The sequence below is a fragment of the Nonomuraea soli genome (assembly GCF_013761175.1).
GTDB lineage: Bacteria > Actinomycetota > Actinomycetes > Streptosporangiales > Streptosporangiaceae > Nonomuraea > Nonomuraea soli.
This window is the reverse complement of sequence record NZ_JACDUR010000004.1, coordinates 396062-413564: the sequence shown is the minus strand read 5'-3', so window position 1 is coordinate 413564 and position 17503 is coordinate 396062. Positions and strand designations below refer to the sequence as shown.

At 69.6% G+C, this 17503-nt stretch carries 13 protein-coding genes and 1 other RNA gene; 7 read left to right on the top strand and 7 right to left on the bottom strand.

Annotation, left to right across the window (positions count from 1 at the left end):
• Positions 1-128: 128 nt before the first annotated feature.
• The 3 genes from HNR30_RS20385 to HNR30_RS20375 are packed head-to-tail and all read left to right on the top strand — an operon-like array spanning position 129 to position 3260.
• Positions 129-1247, top strand: coding sequence for a sugar ABC transporter substrate-binding protein (locus HNR30_RS20385; RefSeq protein ID WP_312894530.1), 1119 nt, complete (start codon positions 129-131; stop codon positions 1245-1247).
• 1 nt (position 1248) lies between these two features.
• Positions 1249-2019: an ATP-binding cassette domain-containing protein gene (locus tag HNR30_RS20380; protein ID WP_181611487.1), complete on the top strand. Its 771-nt coding sequence runs from the start codon at positions 1249-1251 to the stop codon at positions 2017-2019.
• Positions 2016-3260 (top strand): sugar ABC transporter permease, encoded by a 1245-nt coding sequence (locus tag HNR30_RS20375; protein WP_181611486.1) that lies wholly within the window; start codon positions 2016-2018, stop codon positions 3258-3260. The genes HNR30_RS20380 and HNR30_RS20375 overlap by 4 nt, the downstream gene beginning before the upstream one ends.
• Positions 3261-3323: 63 nt before the next feature.
• Here HNR30_RS20375 and HNR30_RS20370 read toward each other — a convergent pair whose 3' ends face one another.
• The 6 genes from HNR30_RS20370 to ftsE all read right to left on the bottom strand — a co-directional run bounded on the left by HNR30_RS20370 (position 3324) and on the right by ftsE (position 10159).
• A complete protein-coding gene (locus HNR30_RS20370; RefSeq protein ID WP_181611485.1) occupies positions 3324-5132 on the bottom strand; it encodes a DNRLRE domain-containing protein in 1809 nt (602 codons plus the stop codon).
• Between the two features lie 310 nt (positions 5133-5442).
• Positions 5443-5827: a transfer-messenger RNA gene (gene ssrA, locus HNR30_RS20365) on the bottom strand.
• 259 nt (positions 5828-6086) lie between these two features.
• Positions 6087-7970: a penicillin-binding transpeptidase domain-containing protein gene (locus tag HNR30_RS20360; protein ID WP_312894529.1), complete on the bottom strand. Its 1884-nt coding sequence runs from the start codon at positions 7968-7970 to the stop codon at positions 6087-6089.
• A gap of 54 nt (positions 7971-8024) precedes the next feature.
• The gene (gene smpB, locus HNR30_RS20355; protein WP_181611484.1) at positions 8025-8492 is read right to left on the bottom strand and encodes an SsrA-binding protein SmpB; all 468 of its coding nucleotides are present in this window, start codon (positions 8490-8492) and stop codon (positions 8025-8027) included.
• Positions 8493-8554: 62 nt separating this feature from the next.
• Positions 8555-9457, bottom strand: a complete 903-nt coding sequence (gene ftsX, locus HNR30_RS20350) for a permease-like cell division protein FtsX (protein WP_181611483.1) — start codon at positions 9455-9457, stop codon at positions 8555-8557.
• Positions 9458-9469: 12 nt separating this feature from the next.
• Positions 9470-10159 carry a cell division ATP-binding protein FtsE gene (ftsE, locus tag HNR30_RS20345; protein WP_181611482.1) on the bottom strand — a complete coding sequence of 230 codons (690 nt, stop codon included), beginning with the start codon at positions 10157-10159 and terminating at the stop codon, positions 9470-9472.
• A gap of 475 nt (positions 10160-10634) precedes the next feature.
• Here ftsE and HNR30_RS49355 point away from each other — a divergent pair, with 475 nt between their 5' ends.
• From HNR30_RS49355 to HNR30_RS20325, 3 genes are all read left to right on the top strand, one after another.
• Positions 10635-13391, top strand: a complete 2757-nt coding sequence (locus tag HNR30_RS49355; RefSeq protein ID WP_312894528.1) for a helix-turn-helix transcriptional regulator — start codon at positions 10635-10637, stop codon at positions 13389-13391.
• An 82-nt stretch (positions 13392-13473) separates the two neighbouring features.
• Positions 13474-14340, top strand: a complete 867-nt coding sequence (bdeA, locus tag HNR30_RS20330; RefSeq protein ID WP_220133791.1) for a bis(hydroxyethyl) terephthalate hydrolase — start codon at positions 13474-13476, stop codon at positions 14338-14340.
• A gap of 75 nt (positions 14341-14415) precedes the next feature.
• A complete protein-coding gene (locus tag HNR30_RS20325; protein ID WP_220133790.1) occupies positions 14416-15300 on the top strand; it encodes a MarR family transcriptional regulator in 885 nt (294 codons plus the stop codon).
• A gap of 9 nt (positions 15301-15309) precedes the next feature.
• Here HNR30_RS20325 and prfB read toward each other — a convergent pair whose 3' ends face one another.
• On the bottom strand, positions 15310-16425 hold the full coding sequence (gene prfB, locus HNR30_RS20320; protein WP_181611478.1) for a peptide chain release factor 2: 1116 nt from the start codon (positions 16423-16425) through the stop codon (positions 15310-15312).
• A 36-nt stretch (positions 16426-16461) separates the two neighbouring features.
• Here prfB and HNR30_RS20315 point away from each other — a divergent pair, with 36 nt between their 5' ends.
• Positions 16462-17466, top strand: a complete 1005-nt coding sequence (locus HNR30_RS20315) for a DUF8094 domain-containing protein (RefSeq protein WP_181611477.1) — start codon at positions 16462-16464, stop codon at positions 17464-17466.
• Positions 17467-17503 lie beyond the last annotated feature (37 nt).

Here is a 17503-nt window from a genome sequence, read left to right as displayed (position 1 = left end):
GCCGGGCGTCCGCAAAAGAACCTCCCCGCCTGCCGGTCGTGCCGACAATGGCCAAGAAAGCGGCACAACGGCGCAAAGCTACCGAGGGCGGCGCGCCTTGAGGTGTCCGCGTGGGTACGGCTCGCCGTGTGAAAGCACAGGTTATCGGCGGTCTGCTGACCGTCCTTGGGTTGGCGACGGCCTGCGGCACGGCAGGCGAATCAGGCGGCGGAAGCGCGGGCGGCACCCCGACGGGGAGCGCCAGCGCGATCGGCACCGTGGAGCAGGGCTTCAAGATCGGCCTGCTGCTTCCCGAGTCGAAGACGGCCCGTTACGAGAAGTTCGACCGGCCCTACATCACCGACAACATCAAGAGCCTCTGCCCCAAGTGCGAGGTCGTCTACAACAACGCCAACCAGGACCCGAACCTCCAGCAGCAGCAGGTCGACACCATGCTGACCAACGGGGTGAAGGTCCTGATCCTGGACGCGGTGGACGCCAAGGCCATCGCGGCCTCGGTGAAGAAGGCGACCGACCAGGGTGCCAAGGTCATCGCCTATGACCGGCTGGCCGGCGGCCCGGTCGCCGGTTACATCTCCTTCGACAACCTTCAAGTGGGCAAGATGCAGGGCCAGGCCCTGCTCGACGCGCTGAAGGCAGGCGGCGACCCCAAGCGGGGTCCGATCGTCATGATCAACGGCTCGCCCACCGACCCGAACGCGGCCGACTTCAAGAAGGGCGCCCACGAGGTGCTCGACGGCCAGGTCACCATCGGCAAGGAGTACGACACTCCCGACTGGAGCCCCGACCAGGCCAACACCCAGGCCAACGGCGCGTTCACCGCGCTCGGCGCGCAGAACGTCATCGGCGTCTACTCCGCCAACGACGGCATGGCCGGCGGCATCGCCAAAGCCATGCAGAACTCGGGCGTCAAGCCCGGCACCCCGCTGACCGGCCAGGACGCCGAGCTCGCGGGCATCCAGCGCATCCTGCTGGGCACCCAGACCATGACGATCTACAAGCCGATCAAGCCCGAGGCGGAGAGCGCCGCCAAGATGGCGATCGCGCTCGGCACCGGCCAGGAGGTCGAGAGCACGAGCACGGTCGACAACGGGACCAACAACGCGATCCCGGCAAAGATCATCACCCCGATCGTCGTCAACAAGGACAACATCGGCGACACCGTGGTGAAGGACAACTTCTGGACCGTCCAGGAGATCTGCACCGCGCAGGTCGCCGAGGCCTGCAAGGCCGCCGGGCTGGAATGACGTGGCACCGGTCCTGGCCCTGGAGGGCATCTCCAAGCGCTTCGGCGCCGTGCAGGCGTTGAAGGACGTCTCACTCGAGGTCCACGCCGGCGAGGTCGTCGCGCTGGTCGGCGACAACGGCGCCGGCAAGTCCACGATGATCAAGGTCATCGCCGGCGTCGGCCCGCCCGACGAAGGGGAGATCCACTGGGAGGGCCGGCCGGTCACCATCCACAGCCCGAGCGAGGCGCAGTCGCTCGGCATCGCCACCGTCTACCAGGACCTCGCACTCTGCGACAACCTCGACGTCGTCGGCAACCTCTACCTCGGCAACGAGATCCGCCGCCTCGGCGTGCTCGACGAGGTGGCGATGGAGAAGCGCTCACGCGACCTGCTGAACACGCTCTCGATCAAGATCCCGAGCGTGCGCATCCCGGTCGCCTCGCTCTCCGGCGGCCAGCGGCAGACCGTCGCCATCTCGCGCTCCCTGCTGGGCGAACCCAAGGTCGTCCTGCTCGACGAGCCCACCGCCGCCCTCGGCGTCGAGCAGACCGCCCAGGTGCTCGACCTGGTCGAACGCCTGCGCGCCCAGAACCTCGGCGTGATCCTCATCAGCCACAACATGGTCGACGTCAAGGCGGTCGCCGACAGGGTGGCGGTGCTGCGGCTCGGTCAGAACAACGGCGTCTTCGACGCCAGGACCACCACCCAGGAAGAGATCATCGCCGCGATCACCGGCGCGTCCGACAACGCGGTGTCCCGCCGCCGGCAACGCTCCGAGGGGGGCACATGAGCGACACCCAGGGCCCCGCGTCGGACGCCCAGGTCGACCCGCGGCTGCTGGTGCGAGAGGAAGGCCTGGCCGGCTACCTGGGCGAGGCCAGACGCCGCATCAAGGGCGGCGAGCTCGGCCCGCTGCCGGTGATCATCGGCCTGGTCGTCATCTGGATCGTCTTCCAGACCCTCAACGACCGCTTCCTGTCGGCGCAGAACCTGTCGAACCTCAGCGTCGACATCGTGGCCACCGGCCTGATCTCCGTGGGCATCGTCTTCGTGCTGCTGCTCGGCGAGATCGACCTGTCGGCCGGCGCCGTCAGCGGCGCCTGCGCGGCCATCCTGGCCGTGCTCAGCGTCAACCAGGGCTGGAACCCGGTCCTGGCGATCATCGTCTCGGTGGCGGTGGGCGCGACGATGGGCCTGATCCACGGATTCTTCTTCGCCAAGATCGGCGTGCCGTCGTTCGTGGTCACCCTGGCCGGCATGCTCGCCTGGACCGGCTTCCAGCTGTGGGTGCTCGGCCCGAACGGCACCATCAACCTGCCCGACGGCCTGATCTCCGACCTCACCGGCACCTACTTCGCCTACGTCATCGCCGCCTACGGCCTGGCCGCCCTGGCGACGGCCGCGTTCCTGATCGTCTCGCTCGCCGGCAACGCCCGCCGCCGCAAAGCCGGCGTGCCGTCGCGCTCGATGGGCGACATCGTCTTCCGTACGGCGGTGCTGGCCGTGGTGGCCTTCGGCGCCGCCTACATCCTCAACCTCTACCGCGGCCTCCCGCTCGCGCTGCTGATCTTCCTGGCCGTCGTGGTCGTCACCGACTTCGTGCTGCGCCGTACCAAGTACGGCAGGAGCATCTTCGCGGTCGGCGGCAACATCGAGGCCGCCCGCCGGGCCGGCATCAACGTGGCCTTCATCCGCATGTCGGTCTTCGCCATCTCCGGCTCCTTCGCCGCGCTCGGCGGCATCTTCGCCGCCTCCCGCATCGCCAGCGCCAGCCAGGCCACCGGCCAGAGCAACGTGCTCATGATGGCCATCGCCGCGGCCGTCATCGGCGGCACCTCCCTGTTCGGCGGCCGTGGCAGCACCTTCTCGGCTCTGCTGGGCATGCTGGTCATCCAGTCGATCGCCTCGGGCATGGCGCTGCAGGGCGTGAGCAACTCCATCCAGTTCATGGTCACCGGCGCGGTGCTGCTGGCCGCCGTGGTCATCGACTCGGTCAGCCGCCGCAGCCAGAAAGCCAGCGGACGAGCCTGACACTGATCGGCGCGCACACCTCGGGGGTGAAGCACCCACCCCCGAGGAAGCGCGAAGGCCGGCCTACTGCGGTGGCGCCTGCCCGACGAGGAAGTAGTAGAACGTCCCAGGACTCCAGTTGCCCGCCCGATCGACGGTGGCGACGAACACCTGGTGGAACCCGCTCTGGGTGGGCGTCCAGGTCCAGGTCGTCGTGCCGTCCGCCCCGACGGGGACATAGGTCGGCATGCTGTGGCCGTACGGTATGACAGCGAATTCGGCGGCGTCCGCGACCCCGCGCGTGGTGAAGGTGAAGGTGCCGGGCACTCCGGGCGCCCCCACCGGGTCATAGCCGGTGTACGGCCTGCCCGTCACCCCGGGTGCGACGTCTGGCCGCGTGGTGTCCACGACGTACTCACACCACTGGCTCCACTCGCTGACCTCTCCGGTGGAGTCCTCGGCTCGCACTCGCCAGCGCAGCGCCTCCCCGTCGGTGCCGATGCGCGAGGCGCGGGCAACCGTTTCCGTCGTGAACTCGCCGGTCTCCTCGTGGCGGGGCTGACCGTCCAGCGTCTGCCATTGCCACGTCGCCCGCCACTGCGGTCCGCCGCCGCTGAAGACCGCCTTGGGCATCGGTACGAAGGACACATAGCGCCTGGCCTCCCCGCTGAGGCAGGGAACCGGCGGCGCTGGCGGGAGATTCGGCCGCCAGAACCCATCGGGATCGGTCATGAGATCGACGGGGGTCTGCAGCGGGTGACGGAACGAGATCTTGAGCCTCGTCCCGGTCCCCAACTTCATCGAGCCGAGCCGGTCGGTCTCGTTCACCGAGCGCAGCCCGATGGTCACAGTCGTGCGGCCGGCCTCCCGCGCCTCCTTGATCGCCCTGGTCAGATCGAAGGAGATCTTGGGCCAGTCCCCGCACTCCCCCCAGACGTAGGTGTCGATCAGCCGCTCCCACACCGGTTGCCGGTGCCAGGTCGTCTCCTCCGAGATCGCCCCCGTCTCCCACGCCTCGACCGGCCCTTCTCCGGCGCGGCACGCTTCGGCGTCGAGGAAGTACAGGCGGGCGTGATAGATCGGGTCGTCCCGCAGCGAGGAGAGGTCGAAGCGGATGAACGAGCGGTAACGCCGGTGCCCGTCGGGCGAGCCGACCCGCATGACGTCCTTCCCCGTCGGGTTCCAGTGAGGCACGTTCTGGTGCCCGGACTCCACGTACGCCAAGGCCGTCTCAGGAAGCTCCTGGTACGGCAGGGTCGTCACGATCGGATACTCGCGCCGGTCGTACTCATAAGTGACGACCATCGCCGGTCTGTTGTCCAGCAGCAGTCTTCCCTGGGAGACCGTCTCGCTGCCGCGGATCCCGACGGTCACCGTCTCGGCCCCGGCGGGAAACGCGTCCTGCACCGGAATCACGTACGGCCAGAACACGTCGTTGGGGGCACATGGCCCGCCCCAGTCGCCCATGGCCGCGCCGATCCGCTCCTCCCACTGCGGCTGGCGGTCCCAGGACGTGTGCTTGTCGATCGGGCCGGTCCGCCAGAAGGAGAACCCCCGGACCCGGTTGTCGCATCCGGGCTCGACGGTGGGCACGAAAGTGAAGCTCACGCCGGTGACGCGCACGTTGCGCAGGCCGGCGAGGTCGTAGGTGAACAACGACCTCCTGATGCTCGCCGGTTCGTCCGGCGCCTGCCCGAAGCCTCCCTGCAGGCCGAGCGTCGCCGGCTCCTGGACGTCGATGAACTCGCTCTTGGGTTCAGAGGAGGAGACGTAGGCCCAGGCAGAGGGTCTGAGCGTGACGGTTGCGGTGACGGTGGCCGCTTGCGCGGGTGCCGCGGCCAGCGCCAGGAGCAGGCTGGCAGGCAGAAGTGCCCTCGTTAATCGCGAGATCATGAAGTGGTGCGCCCCGTTTCTGAAGATTTCTTGCCCCTGCGCGCAGGGTAAGGGAGCGGGCGCTCGTTCACCAGATCCGGGCGCGAGGAGTCGGCTCTGGTTCGAGCTCTTCCCAGATCGAGGCCCGACCGGCCTGTCCCCATCCGGAACGGTGTTCAAGGACATGGGTCCCTCAGGTATCGCCCATACTCGGTCGGGGTTGGCTCATCAAGATCTACGAAGGTGGCCAAGGAGCTTCCACCACGCGTGCACAGATAAGAAAACCGCCCCTGACCTTGTGCCGTATCGGCAGGTCAGAGGCGGTTACCTCTGGTGGAGGTGGCGGGAATCGAACCCGCGTCCTTCAACCCCAAACCAGGGCTTCTCCGGGCGCAGCCTGCTTGACGCTTTTCTCGGCCCCGGTGCTTCCGCAGGCGGATCACCGACGGGCCCAGTCACTGTTAGATTTCCCGCACGCCCCCGTGACCGGGGCTAGCGGTTGAGCCTTCTAGCGATGCCAGGTCCTGAGCCGAAGGCAGTCTCAGGCTGACAGTCGGTCGCTGTTTAGGCGACGAGGGCGAAGTTGGACTTCGCCTCGACAGTGCTCTTAGAGTTGGCACTTGTGGTTTGCGGTCACAGGATTTACGAGGTTATGTCCGCCGTCCTCGGCCCGCTTCTCCTGACTTGCAAGGTCAAAGTCGAGACCAATCACCCCCAGGTGTGAACTGTCTAAGACCTTACAACACCTGCGAGGTGAAGCGCATTCCACTAAATGCCGAAGCCCTCGGGAACACGGCAAGCAGCACGCATCCCCGAGGGCCGACCGGCAGGGTCGAGCCGGTCCGGACGGCAGGGCTTCCCCCGAGATGAAGCCCTATCTCATCACAGCGACTGGGACCGCAACCCCCCGAGCGATCCAGTCATTAGGGAAGACGCACAGCGTGACCGAAAAGGTTGCTCGCTGTCACGAATTAATCACGAAGAGTTGCCAACGGCGCTGAAGAAGCGTCCTGCGAGGGCGGAGGGGTCGGCCTTGTCGGCGAGGACGGCGATGGCCACGTCGCCCTGCCAGCCAACGAACCAGCTCAGGGTCTTGCCGGGGACGTCGGCGCGGATGCCGTGGACGTTGTTGACGGTGCCGGCGGGGCGGGCGGTGCCGGCCCTGACGCCCAGGCGCATCATCGAGACCAGCGAGTCGCGGGCCTTGCCGTCGAGCGGGACGGCGGCGGGCTGCGCCTGCGGGAGGGTCGCCTGGGACGGGTCGGGCGAGGTCGGCTTGGTGACCAGCAGCGGAGGGTTCCAGGTGCCGGAGGCCAGGGAGCCGGCGATCAGGGCCATGCCGAGCGGGCTGATCTCGATGTTCTGGCCGGCGATGGCCTGGGCCTTCTCGGCGTCGCCCGGCGTCTTGGGCCACTTGCCGCTGAAGGAGGCCAGCGGCAGCTTCCACGGCTTGCCGATGCCGAGCTCCTCCGAGCTGCGCGCCAGCTGCTCGGCGTCGACGAGGCGGGCCAGCGAGGCCAGGCCGGTGACGCAGCCGTTGGCGAAGTTGCTCTGGAGGGTGCCCGAGGCCGTCGGCTGGACCGACTGGGCGCCGGAGTTCTCGAACCAGGCGCCGCCGACGGTGCGCCTGGGCGCGCAGGGCAGCTTCATCTTGGGGTCGCGGTCGGCCTTGAGCAGGGCGTAGGCGGCGACGATGGACATCGCGGTGCCGCCGGGATACTGGCCGTCGAGGCTGTCCTTGATCTGGTCGAAGCTGCCCGCGGTGCTCACGGCGAGGATCTTGCCGGTGGAGGCCTCGACGGCGACGAGGGTGCCGGCCGAGATGCCCTGGACGGCGGTCTGCGCGGCCCGCTGGATCGAGGAGTCGATGGTGGTGTGCACCTCGACCGCGTCGCGCTGGCTCTCGAGCTCGTCGAGGACCGCGACCTCCTCCCCGGTCTTCAGGTCGAGCGTGACGACCTTGGTGACCGTGGATCCGGTCAGGTGATCCTGGTAGGCACGCTGCAGGCCGCTGCGGCCGATGGAGTCGCCTGCCCGCTGCGGGCCGCCGAGCTGCTGCTCGCCGCGGGCGGTCAGGGTGCTCACCGAGCCGACGATGCCCTTGGGATCGGCCGGGGCGACCGGGTGCGGCTCCTGGTTGATCTGGATGCCCTTGATGTCCTGCAGCTGCGCCCTGAGCTCCTGGTGGCGCTTGGCGCCGAGGGTGACCAGCGGCACGAAGTCGCTGGGCGGGGAGGAGCGCACCTTGCTGAGCAGCCGGTCGGCGGCGTAGCCGGTGATGCCGGCCAGCCGGTTGCACACCTCTTCCGCGTCGGCGCCGAGCTGGCCGGGGGTGACGCCGACGACGTAGAGCTGCATGTCGGTCTGGAGCGAGGCGCCGTCGCGGTCGACGATGGCCCGCCGCCCGACGGGCTTGGTGGGTACGGCGAAGCGTTGTCCTTCGCCGAGCTTGGGGTGGAGGACCGAGGGCGACCAGTGCACCTTCCACCGGCCGTCGACCACGCGGAGCGGGAGCGCCCCGTCGTAGACCCACAGCGGGTTGTTCTCGCCCAGGTCGACCTCGGCGGTGAAGTCGGCCTTGGCCTGGTCGCCGCTGCGCTTCACCGAATTGATCTTGAACTCGAAGGAGTTGGCGTCGAGGTCGAGCTTGGCGTCGCTGAGCGCCTTGGCGACGATCTTGGGGTCGGCGTCGGTGCGCGCGGCGGCCAGGTCGTACTGCTCCTGCTTCCAGCCCACCAGGAAGTCGCGGATCGCCTCGTGCGGCGAGGGCTCCTCGAAGCAGGCGGTCAGCGTCATGCTCGCGAGCGCCAGCACGGCGGTCGCGGACAGGGTGCGCTTGATTCGGCTGCTTCGTTTCACGGGCTGGTTCGACTCACAACTCGATAGGGCACGGCCGGCCGCGCCAAGGGTGGATCAGCGGGTGCGTGCGCGGACCTCGCGTGCCATCTCGCGCTTGGCCTGCTGCTCGGCGAGGGTCTGGCGCTTGTCCCAGTCTTTCTTGCCGCGGCCCAGGCCGATCTCGACCTTCGCCCGGCCGTCCTTGAAGTAGAGCGACAGCGGCACGATCGTCAGCCCGCCCTCCTTGAGCTTGGCGGCGAGCTTGTCGATCTCCTTGCGGTTGAGCAGCAGCTTGCGCTTGCGGCGCGCGGTGTGGTTGGTCCACGTGCCCTGGGCGTATTCGGGGATGTGGACGTTGAGCAGCCACGCCTCGTCGTTCTCGACCGTGGCATAGCCGTCGGTCAGCGAGGCCCGGCCTTCGCGCAGCGACTTGACCTCGGTGCCCTGCAGGACGAGACCCGCCTCCAGGACGTCGCCGATGTGGTAGTCGTGCCGGGCACGCTTGTTCTGGGCGATGAGCTTCCGCCCGGTCTCACGTGGCATACGTACACCTTACCGTTCTGCCGCGCCCCGCCGATGGGGCGCGTGCGCGCCCCATCCGACGGCTAGACGCGCAGGTAGCGGCGCAGGGTGACGAAGGAGGCCACGACACAGATCGCCACACCGATGACAAGCGTCCACACGATCGCCCACGCCACCGAGTCCCACTGCAGCTGCGATCCGGGAGCCAGGAAGGTCTGGAACTCCTCGAACACGAAGACCTTGGCGAGGATCAGCATGATCGCGGCGCCGACACTGCCGATCAGTCCGGCGATCATGCCCTCCATCACGAAGGGCAGCTGGATGTAGAGGTTGGAGGCGCCGACGAGGCGCATGATGCCGGTCTCCCGCCGACGGTTGAACGCCGACAGTCGCACGGTGTTGGCGATCAGCAGGATCGAGGCGATCACCACCACGCCCGCCAGGACGTAGGAAGCACTGCGCAGCGCATCGAGCAGCCCGAAGAACCCGCCCAGCAGGTCTCTCTGGTTGACCACGCTGGAGACGCCGGGCTGGCCCTGCATGGCCTGGAGCACCGGCGTGGAGATGTCGGGGTTCTTCAGCTTCACCCGGAAGGACTCGGGCATGTCCTCGGCGGTGGTGACCTCCAGGAGCGTCTTGCTGGCGCTGCTCTCCTGGAAGTTCTTGTAAGCGGCGGCCTTGTTCTCGAAGATCACCCCCTCGACCTCGGGCATGCTCTCGAGCTTGGCCTTCAACGTCTCCATCTCGGCCGCAGTGGCGCCCTTGCCCTTGCAGTCGGGGTCGGCGGAGTTCTTGCTGCAGAGGAATACCGAGACTTCGACCTTGTCGAACCAGTAGTCCTTCATGCTGTTGACCTGCGTGGTGATCAGGAAACCGACACCGAGCATGGCCATGCCGACGGCGACGGTCACGATCACCGCGACCGTCATGGTCAGGTTTCGGCGAAGGCCGATCCAGACCTCGGAGAGGATGAAATTGATGCGCATGCTTCTCCTTGGTCAGTACGCCTGGCCGTACACGCCACGCGACTGGTCTCGGACGATCTTGCCGTCCTCCAGCTCCACGACCCGCTTACGCATGGAGTCGACGATGGCCGCGTCGTGCGTGGCCATGACGACGGTGGTGCCGGTCCTGTTGATCCGGTCGAGCACCTTCATGATGCCGATCGAGGTGGCAGGGTCGATGTTTCCGGTCGGCTCGTCGGCCAGCAGGATCATCGGGCGGTTGACGAACGCGCGCGCCATCGCGACACGCTGCTGCTCACCGCCGGACAGCTCGTCGGGCATGCGGTGGGCCTTGCCCTCAAGGCCGACCAGCTCGATCACCTCGGGCACCACCTTGCGGATGAACCGCCGTGGCTTGCCGATGACCTCGAGCGCGAACGCCACGTTCTCGTAGACGTTCTTGTTGGGCAGGAGCCGGAAGTCCTGGAACACGCAGCCGATGCGGCGGCGCAGGTGCGGCACCTTGAAGTTGGACAGCCTGGCGAGATCCTTGCCTGCCACGTGGATGGCACCGGAATTGGGCCGCTCCTCCTTGAGGATCAACCTCAGGAAGGTCGACTTCCCGGAGCCGGACGGACCGACCAGGAACACGAACTCGCTCTTGTCGATGTCTACGGAGACATGGTCCAGCGCGGGCCTGTTCTGATTCGCGTAGACCTTGGTGACGTTGTCGAAATGGATCACGAGAGCATCACGGCGTACCAGTCTAGGGGCCAAGCTGGAGAGCGGGCGGCACAAGCCCACTTCCCACCGCTGACCGATCGGGGGCGTCTATCTTTACTGATGATCGACGTTCCGATTGGCTGGAGGACAGTCTAGGGGGAAGACTGGCATGGAACGTCCATAACGGAAACAAAACGATTGAGCGCCTAGACTGGGGAGCAGTATGAGTTGCGAACACCTTGTCTGCGCCAACTGCGCACATCCCGTCATCGAGGGCCGGTGCGCCACGTGCCGCGCCAACCGAGAGCGCATGCATCGCCACGGCTTCGCCCTGACGCCGGCGACCGTCGCCGCGATCCTGCTCGCCACGCTGCTCCTGACGCTCGTCCTCCTGCAGCACCTCGTCTGACCCCGCGTCGTCCGATCCGCATCGGCGAAATCACCGGCCGTTAATCGGGCCTGTTCAGATTCGTCATGCCGTCGTAACACTGGACGTGTGTCTGCCTCATCTTCGCTGTACGGCAGGGAGCGCGAGGAGGAGGCGCTGCGGCGGCTCGTCGAGGGCGCCGCGGCGGGCTCCGGAGGGGCGCTGCTGCTGACCGGCGGGCCCGGCCTGGGCCGTACGGCCCTGCTGGACCAGGCGGTCACGATGGCGGGCCTGACAGTCGTGGCGGGCCGGGCGGCCGCGGCGAAGGGCTTCCTCGTGCTCAAGGGATGCGGCGCGGGCGACGAGAGCCGCCTGCCGTACGCCGGACTGCACGCCCTCCTGCACACGCTCGACGGCTCCCCCGCCCTGGACGGCACGCCGCCGTCCGGCCTGGCCCTGCCGGTGGCGGTGCTGGAGCTCCTCGACTCCCTGGAGCGTCCGGTGCTGGTGTGCGTCGACGACGTTCACCTGCTCGACGGGCCCAGCAGACAGACGCTCTTCTTCCTGGCCCGGCGGCTGGCCGGGCGGCCGGTGGCCATGGTCCTCACGGCGCGCGGCGAGCTCGGGCCTGTCGAGGGCATCCCGGTGCTGGACCTCGCCCCCTTGGACAGCTCCAGCAGCCGGGCGCTCCTGGCGGACCTGGTGCCGGGGATGGCCGACGACGTGGGCGCGGCGCTGGACCGGGCGGCCCACGGGGTGCCGCTGGCGCTGGCCGAGCTGGCGGGAGCGCTCCACCGCCAGCCTCCGCCCGAGGTGATCCCGCGCGGCGGGCGGTTGTGGAGGGCTCACACGGAGCGGCTGTCGGCGTTGCCGTGCGCCAGCAGGCGGGTGCTGCTGCTCGTCGCGGCCGATCCCGAGCTGGACTGCGCGACGCTGGTGCGGGCGTGCGGGGCCGATCTGGGTGCGCTGGAGCCCGCGGAGGCCGCCGGGCTGGTGAGGCCGGCGGGCGGGCGATGGGAGATCGCCGACCCGCATCTGCGCACGGTGATCTACCACGGCGCCTGCCTGGCCGACCGCCTCGCGGCCCACCGCACGCTGGCGCGGGCGCTGTCGGAGACCTCCACGATTGACGTGGAGATCGGCGGAACCGTGGCCGAGGCCGGCACCGCCAAGGCCGCGCAGGCGCCGGCCGACGGGCGCAGGCGGCGGCTGGCGTGGCATCGGGCCGCCGCGCTCGACGGTCCCGCCGAGCGCCTGGCCGACGAGCTGGCCACCGCTGCGCCGTACGGCTCGGCCCCCGAGGGCAGCTTCCCCGACCCCTCGCGCGCCTACGAGCGTGCCGCCGAGCTGACCGCGAGAACCCACCTCAAGGCCGCCCGGATGGCCGCCGCGGCCAGGCACGCGTGGTCGGCGGGACGTCCGTGGCGGGCCAGGGACCTGCTCTCCCGCCTGGGCTCCCTGGCCGTCCCCGAGGAGGTACGCGGCCGGGCGGGGCTGGTGCGGGGCAGCCTGGAGCTGCGCCTGGGCGAGACCGCCAGCGCCTGCGAGGAACTGCTCACCGCGGCCAGGTCGCTGCTCGACCACGACCGGGCGCTGGCCGTACGCACGCTCGTCAGGGCGGCCGAGGCCAGCTATCTGGCCGCCGACAACCGCCGTTTCGTCGCGGTCGCGCGTCAGGCGGCCGCGCTGCGCTCCCCCGACGACCCGCCGGAGGTGCGCCTGATGTTCGACTACCTGGCGGGGGTCTCGGCGACCTTCCGCGGACGCCACGCCGAGGCCGCGGCGCCGCTGCACCGGGTGCTGGAGCTGGCTCCCGCTGTGGACAACCCGTCGGTGCTGGTGTGGGCGACGGTCGCCAGCCTGATGCTGGGCGAGGACCGCCAGGCGGTGCGGCTGTCGGCCAGGGCCATCGCCACGGCCAGGGCGCGCGGCGCGGTCTCGGTGGTGCCGCAGGTGCTGGAGACGATGATCCACGTCCAGATCTGGCGCGGGCGTTACGCCTCGGTCGCCGAGCACGCGATGGAGGGCCTGCGCCTGGCCAGGGAGACCGGCCAGCTCAACAGCGCCGCCCAGCACCTGGGCTGGCTGGCGGTGGTCGCGGCCGTCCAGGGGGACGCGGAGACGTGCCGCATCCGCGCCACGGCGGCGATGGAGTTGGCCGACGCGCACGGGGTCGGCGTGGCGGGAGCGCTGGGCGACTGGGCGCTGGGCCATCTCGACCTGGCGGCCGGCCGTACGGGCAGCGCGGCCGAGCGGCTGCGTCCGCGCGGCCGTCACGATCACGTGGTGATCCGGATCATGGCGACGCCGAATCTGGTCGAGGCGGCCGTGCGGGCGGGCGACCGGGAGCGCGCCGAGTCGGCGATGCCCGCGCTCGACCGCTGGACCGGCAGCATGCGCAACCCCGACAGGCGGGCGCTGGCGGCCAGGTGCCACGCCCTGCTGGCCGCGCCGGGCGCCGCCCGCGAGAGTTTCCGCGAGGCGATCGAGCTGCACCGGCATGGCGCCTGCGAGTTCGAGCGGGCCAGGACCCTGCTGCTGTACGGCGGGGCGCTGCGGCGCGAGCGTCAGCCGGGCGCCGCCCGCGAGCACCTGCAGGAGGCCCTGGAGGCGTTCGAGAGGTACGGCACGCGCCTGTGGGCCGAGCAGGCACGCGCGGAGCTGCGGGCGTCGGGCGAGACCGTGGGGCCGCCGCGCCCCGCCTCCCTGGACACGCTCACCGCCCAGCAGTTGCAGATCGCCCGCATGGTCGCCGAGGGCGCGACGAACCGGGAGGTGGCCGCGCAGCTGTTCCTCAGCCCGCGCACGGTCGACCACCACCTGCGCAACGTCTTCACCAGGCTGGGGATCAGGTCGCGGGTGGATCTGGCACGGCTGCTGTCTTGACTGGCGATTTCACCGATGCGCAGAAGGCTCCGCCAACAGAACAATGCTCCGTGTTCCCCCCATCGGACAGGGAGTCAGCCGCATGCAACTCACCTTCGCCCGCACCCTCGCCGCCCTGGCCACACTGGCCTCGGTGGTGGTGGCGACCGCACCTGCCCATGCCTCCGCCAGCCCGTACCAGCGCGGCCCCGACCCCACCGAGGCCGTGCTCGAAGCCTCGCGCGGGCCGTTCTCCGTCTCCGACACCACGGTCTCCTCGCTCGTGGTGACCGGCTTCGGCGGCGGGACGATCTACTACCCGACCAGCACCGCGGAAGGCACCTTCGGCGGTGTGGCCATCGCCCCCGGCTACACGGCCTCGCGGTCGAGCATGGCGTGGCTGGCCGAGCGCATCGCCTCGCACGGCTTCGTGGTGTTCAACATCGACACCATCACCCGCAGCGACCAGCCGGCCAGCCGTGGCAGGCAGCTCCTGGCCGCGCTCGACTACCTGACCGAGCGCAGCACCGTCCGCAGCAGGCTCGACGCCTCGCGGCTGGGCGTGATGGGCCACTCGATGGGCGGCGGCGGCACCCTGGAGGCCTCAGCCAGCAGGCCGTCACTGCAGGCCGCGGTGCCGCTCACGCCGTGGAACCTCGACAAGAGCTGGTCGGAGGTCCAGGTGCCGACGATGATCATCGGTGCCGAGAACGACTCGATCGCCTCGGTCACCAGCCACTCGGAGCCGTTCTACAACAGCCTGCCGAGCTCGCTGGACAAGGCCTACCTGGAGCTCGACGGCGCCAGCCACTTCGCGCCGAACACCACCAACCCGACCATCGGCAAGTTCAGCGTCGCGTGGCTCAAGCGGTTCATCGACGACGACCTGCGTTACGAGCAGTTCCTGTGCCCGCCGCCGGTCGGCGACCGTGACATCTCGGAGTACCGCAACACCTGCCCGCACTCCTGAGGCGAGGGAAAAAGAGGCCGGGGACCCCGTCCCCGGCCTCTTTCGCGTCACATAGTTGCCATGTACATTATGTCCATGGCAGCTAGTGAGGTTCCCGGCTATCTCCTGTGGCGGCTCACGATGAAGTGGCGCGCCGCGGCCGACCGGGCGCTGACGCCTCTCGGGCTGACCCACGCGCAGTATTCACTGCTCGCCTCGCTCTACGGCCTCTCGCGCCGGGGCGCGCAGCCCAGCCAGCGGCAACTGGCCGACTTCGCGGGCCTGGAGCCGATCTACGTCTCCAAGCTCGCCCGGGCTCTCGAGACTGCCGGCCTGCTGACCCGCATCGAACACCCCCACGATCCGCGAGCCGTCCAGCTCGCCCTGACCCCCGCGGGCGCCGAGACGGCCCTGCGCGCCATCGCGGTCATCCGCGACCTGCAACAGGAGAACACCGCGCCGATCGGCGGGCTCGACAGCCCGCGCACCCGGCAACTCGTGGAGACACTCAAGACACTGCTCGGAGACGGGAGCGACATCATGACCCAGCCACCCGCACTGACCGGCCAGGACATCGCGGAAGCGCAAGGCGCGCTGCGCGGCCTGCTCGAAGGAGTTCTCGCGCCGACCGGCGTGAGCGGCAACGGCTACCTCGCGCTGAGGGTGCTGACCCTGCGCGGGCCGATGGCCCCCGGCGACCTGCGTGACTTCCTCGCCGGGCAGAGGCAGCTCGGCCTCGACCCGGCGGGCGCCGCCGCCCTCCTCGACGACCTGGCGGCCCGCGGCCTGATCGGCGTCGGCGACGACGGCCTGACCAGGACCACCCAGGAGGGCGCCGCCCTCCACACGCGCCTGTCGGAGACCATCGCCCCCATCACGGGCCAGGTCTTCGGCGACTTCGATCCAGCCGACCTCGAAGTCGCCCACCGCGTGCTGAACGAGGTGATGCGCAGGGCCGACGAGGTGCGCGCCGGCCTCTGACCACGCCGGCTACTCGGCGCCCGACTCCTGGCGCCGCATCCAGCGGATCTCGCTCTCGATGAAGTCGTCGATGTCGCCGTCGAGCACGGCCGTCGGGTTGCCCGCCTCGGTGCCCGTGCGCAGGTCCTTCACGATCTGGTACGGGTGCAGCACGTAGTTGCGGATCTGGGTGCCCCACGAGGTGGTCGTGGCGCCGCGCAGCTCCGACATCTTCTCCGCCTCCTCCTGCCGCTTGCGCTCGAGCAGCTTGGCCTGAAGCACCGCCATCGCGGTGGCGCGGTTCTGCAGCTGGGAGCGCTCGTTCTGGCAGGAGACCACGATGCCGGTGGGCAGGTGGGTGATGCGGACGGCCGAGTCGGTGGTGTTGACGCCCTGGCCGCCGGGTCCTGACGACCGGTAGACGTCGATGCGGAGCTCGTCCTCGTTGATGTCGATGTGGTCGGTCTGCTCGACGACCGGCACGATGTCGACGCCCGCGAACGAGGTCTGACGGCGGCCCTGGTTGTCGAAGGGCGAGATGCGCACCAGCCGGTGGGTGCCGTGCTCGCCGCGCAGCGTGCCGTAGGCGTAGGGCGCCTTGACGGTGAAGGTGGCCGACTTGATGCCCGCCTCCTCCGCGTAGGAGGTCTCGTAGACCTCCGACGGGTAGCCCTTGCGCTCGGCCCAGCGGAGGTACATGCGCAGGAGCATCTGCGCCCAGTCGGCGGCGTCGACGCCACCGGCCTGGGAGTTGATGGTCACCAGAGCCTCTCGGGCGTCGTACTCGCCCGAGAGCAGGGTGCGCACCTCGAGGGCGTTGACGTCGCCGCGCAGCGAGCCCAGCTCGCGGTGCGCCTCGGCGAGCGTGTCGGGGTCGTCTTCCTCCGCCGCCAGCTCGAACAGCACGCCCAGGTCGTCGAGGCGCCGCACCAGGGCCTCGACGCGGTTGAGCTCGCCCTGGAGGTGCGAGAGCTTGCTGGTGACCTTCTGCGCCTGCTCGGGGTCGTCCCAGAGATCCGGCGCGGCCACCTGCTCTTCGAGCGCGGCGATCTGCTTGCGCATCGCATCGAGGTCGAGCACGTCCTTGATGCTGGCGAGGGTGTTGGAGAGCTCGCCGATCTCTTCTGCCGGATCCTTGTCTGCCACGTCTATCAAGGGTACGGCACGCCGTAACATGTCGAGGTGCGTGCATACGGTCGGCGGGGAGTGCTGGCGCTCGCCGCCGCCTTCCTGGCGGTGGCCGGGTGCAGCGACACGCCTGTGGAACAGCCCAGACAGTCGCCGGTCGCGGCGGCTTCCGCCACGGCGACGGCCGAGAAGCCGCCCATCACGCCCGGCGAGGCGCGCGAGGTGTTCAACGCCTACGTGGCGACCGACGCGGTCAATCGCGGCGCGGGCTTCCAGTGGTACGCCCGCGACCAGGTGACCGGCGGCAGGGCCACGCTGACGATGGCCGAGTACGACGCCAGCCGGTTCCCCGCGCCGCACAGGTGGGGCAAGCCCACGGTGTGGGTGCCGAGGCTGGCGGCCGGCGACCGCAACCCGTGGTTCTCGGCGATCGCCGAGCGCGACGGGCGCCCGGCGATCGTCACCTTCGTCGGGCAGGGCGCCGACTGGCTGCTGACCTCCGTGGCGGTGCTGGAGCCCGGCCAGGAGCCGCCCGCCGTCGAGCTCGACGCCGACGGCTACGCCACGCCGCTGTCGAGCACCGACAAGAGCGTGGCCATCAGCCCCACCTTCATGGCGCCCCTGCACGCGTCGGTGGCGGAGGCCGGTCCCGAGGGCATCGCGGCCGGTCTCATCGCACCCGGCCCCTACACCACCGAGACGGCCGACAAGATCGCCGCCGACCGCAAGCGGTGGAAGGGCCTGGGCTACGACTACGACTCGATCTTCTCGGCGGGTGAGCTGCGCACCTTCGCGCTGCGCACCACTGGCGGCGGCGCGCTGGTGCAGTATTCACTGAACCAGTCGACCTCCATCACCAACCGGCTCGACAAGAAGGGCCTGGGCATCCCGGTGCCCGAGGAACTGCGCGGCCTGGAGCCGAGCCTGTGGGCGCAGTTGTCGCTGAAGACCTCCGAGATGCACCAGTACGCCACCGCCGTGCCGCCCATCGACTCGACCAAGCCCGCCGTCGTGATCGCCCACGACGGCGGCGTCTACCAGGCCAAGGCCGACAACTAGAGGGGTACGGCAGGCGCGCGGCGCCTGCCGTACCCTC

What these genes read in the sequence shown, in the direction of transcription:
- ftsX (WP_181611483.1), bottom strand. Translation starts at nt 9,457, where the DNA reads ATGCGCATCAATTTCATCCTCTCCGAGGTCTGGATCGGCCTTCGCCGA.
- HNR30_RS20325 (WP_220133790.1), top strand. Translation starts at nt 14,416, where the DNA reads ATGGCAGCTAGTGAGGTTCCCGGCTATCTCCTGTGGCGGCTCACGATG.
- smpB (WP_181611484.1), bottom strand. Translation starts at nt 8,492, where the DNA reads ATGCCACGTGAGACCGGGCGGAAGCTCATCGCCCAGAACAAGCGTGCC.
- bdeA (WP_220133791.1), top strand. Translation starts at nt 13,474, where the DNA reads ATGCAACTCACCTTCGCCCGCACCCTCGCCGCCCTGGCCACACTGGCC.
- HNR30_RS20375 (WP_181611486.1), top strand. Translation starts at nt 2,016, where the DNA reads ATGAGCGACACCCAGGGCCCCGCGTCGGACGCCCAGGTCGACCCGCGG.
- HNR30_RS20370 (WP_181611485.1), bottom strand. Translation starts at nt 5,132, where the DNA reads ATGATCTCGCGATTAACGAGGGCACTTCTGCCTGCCAGCCTGCTCCTG.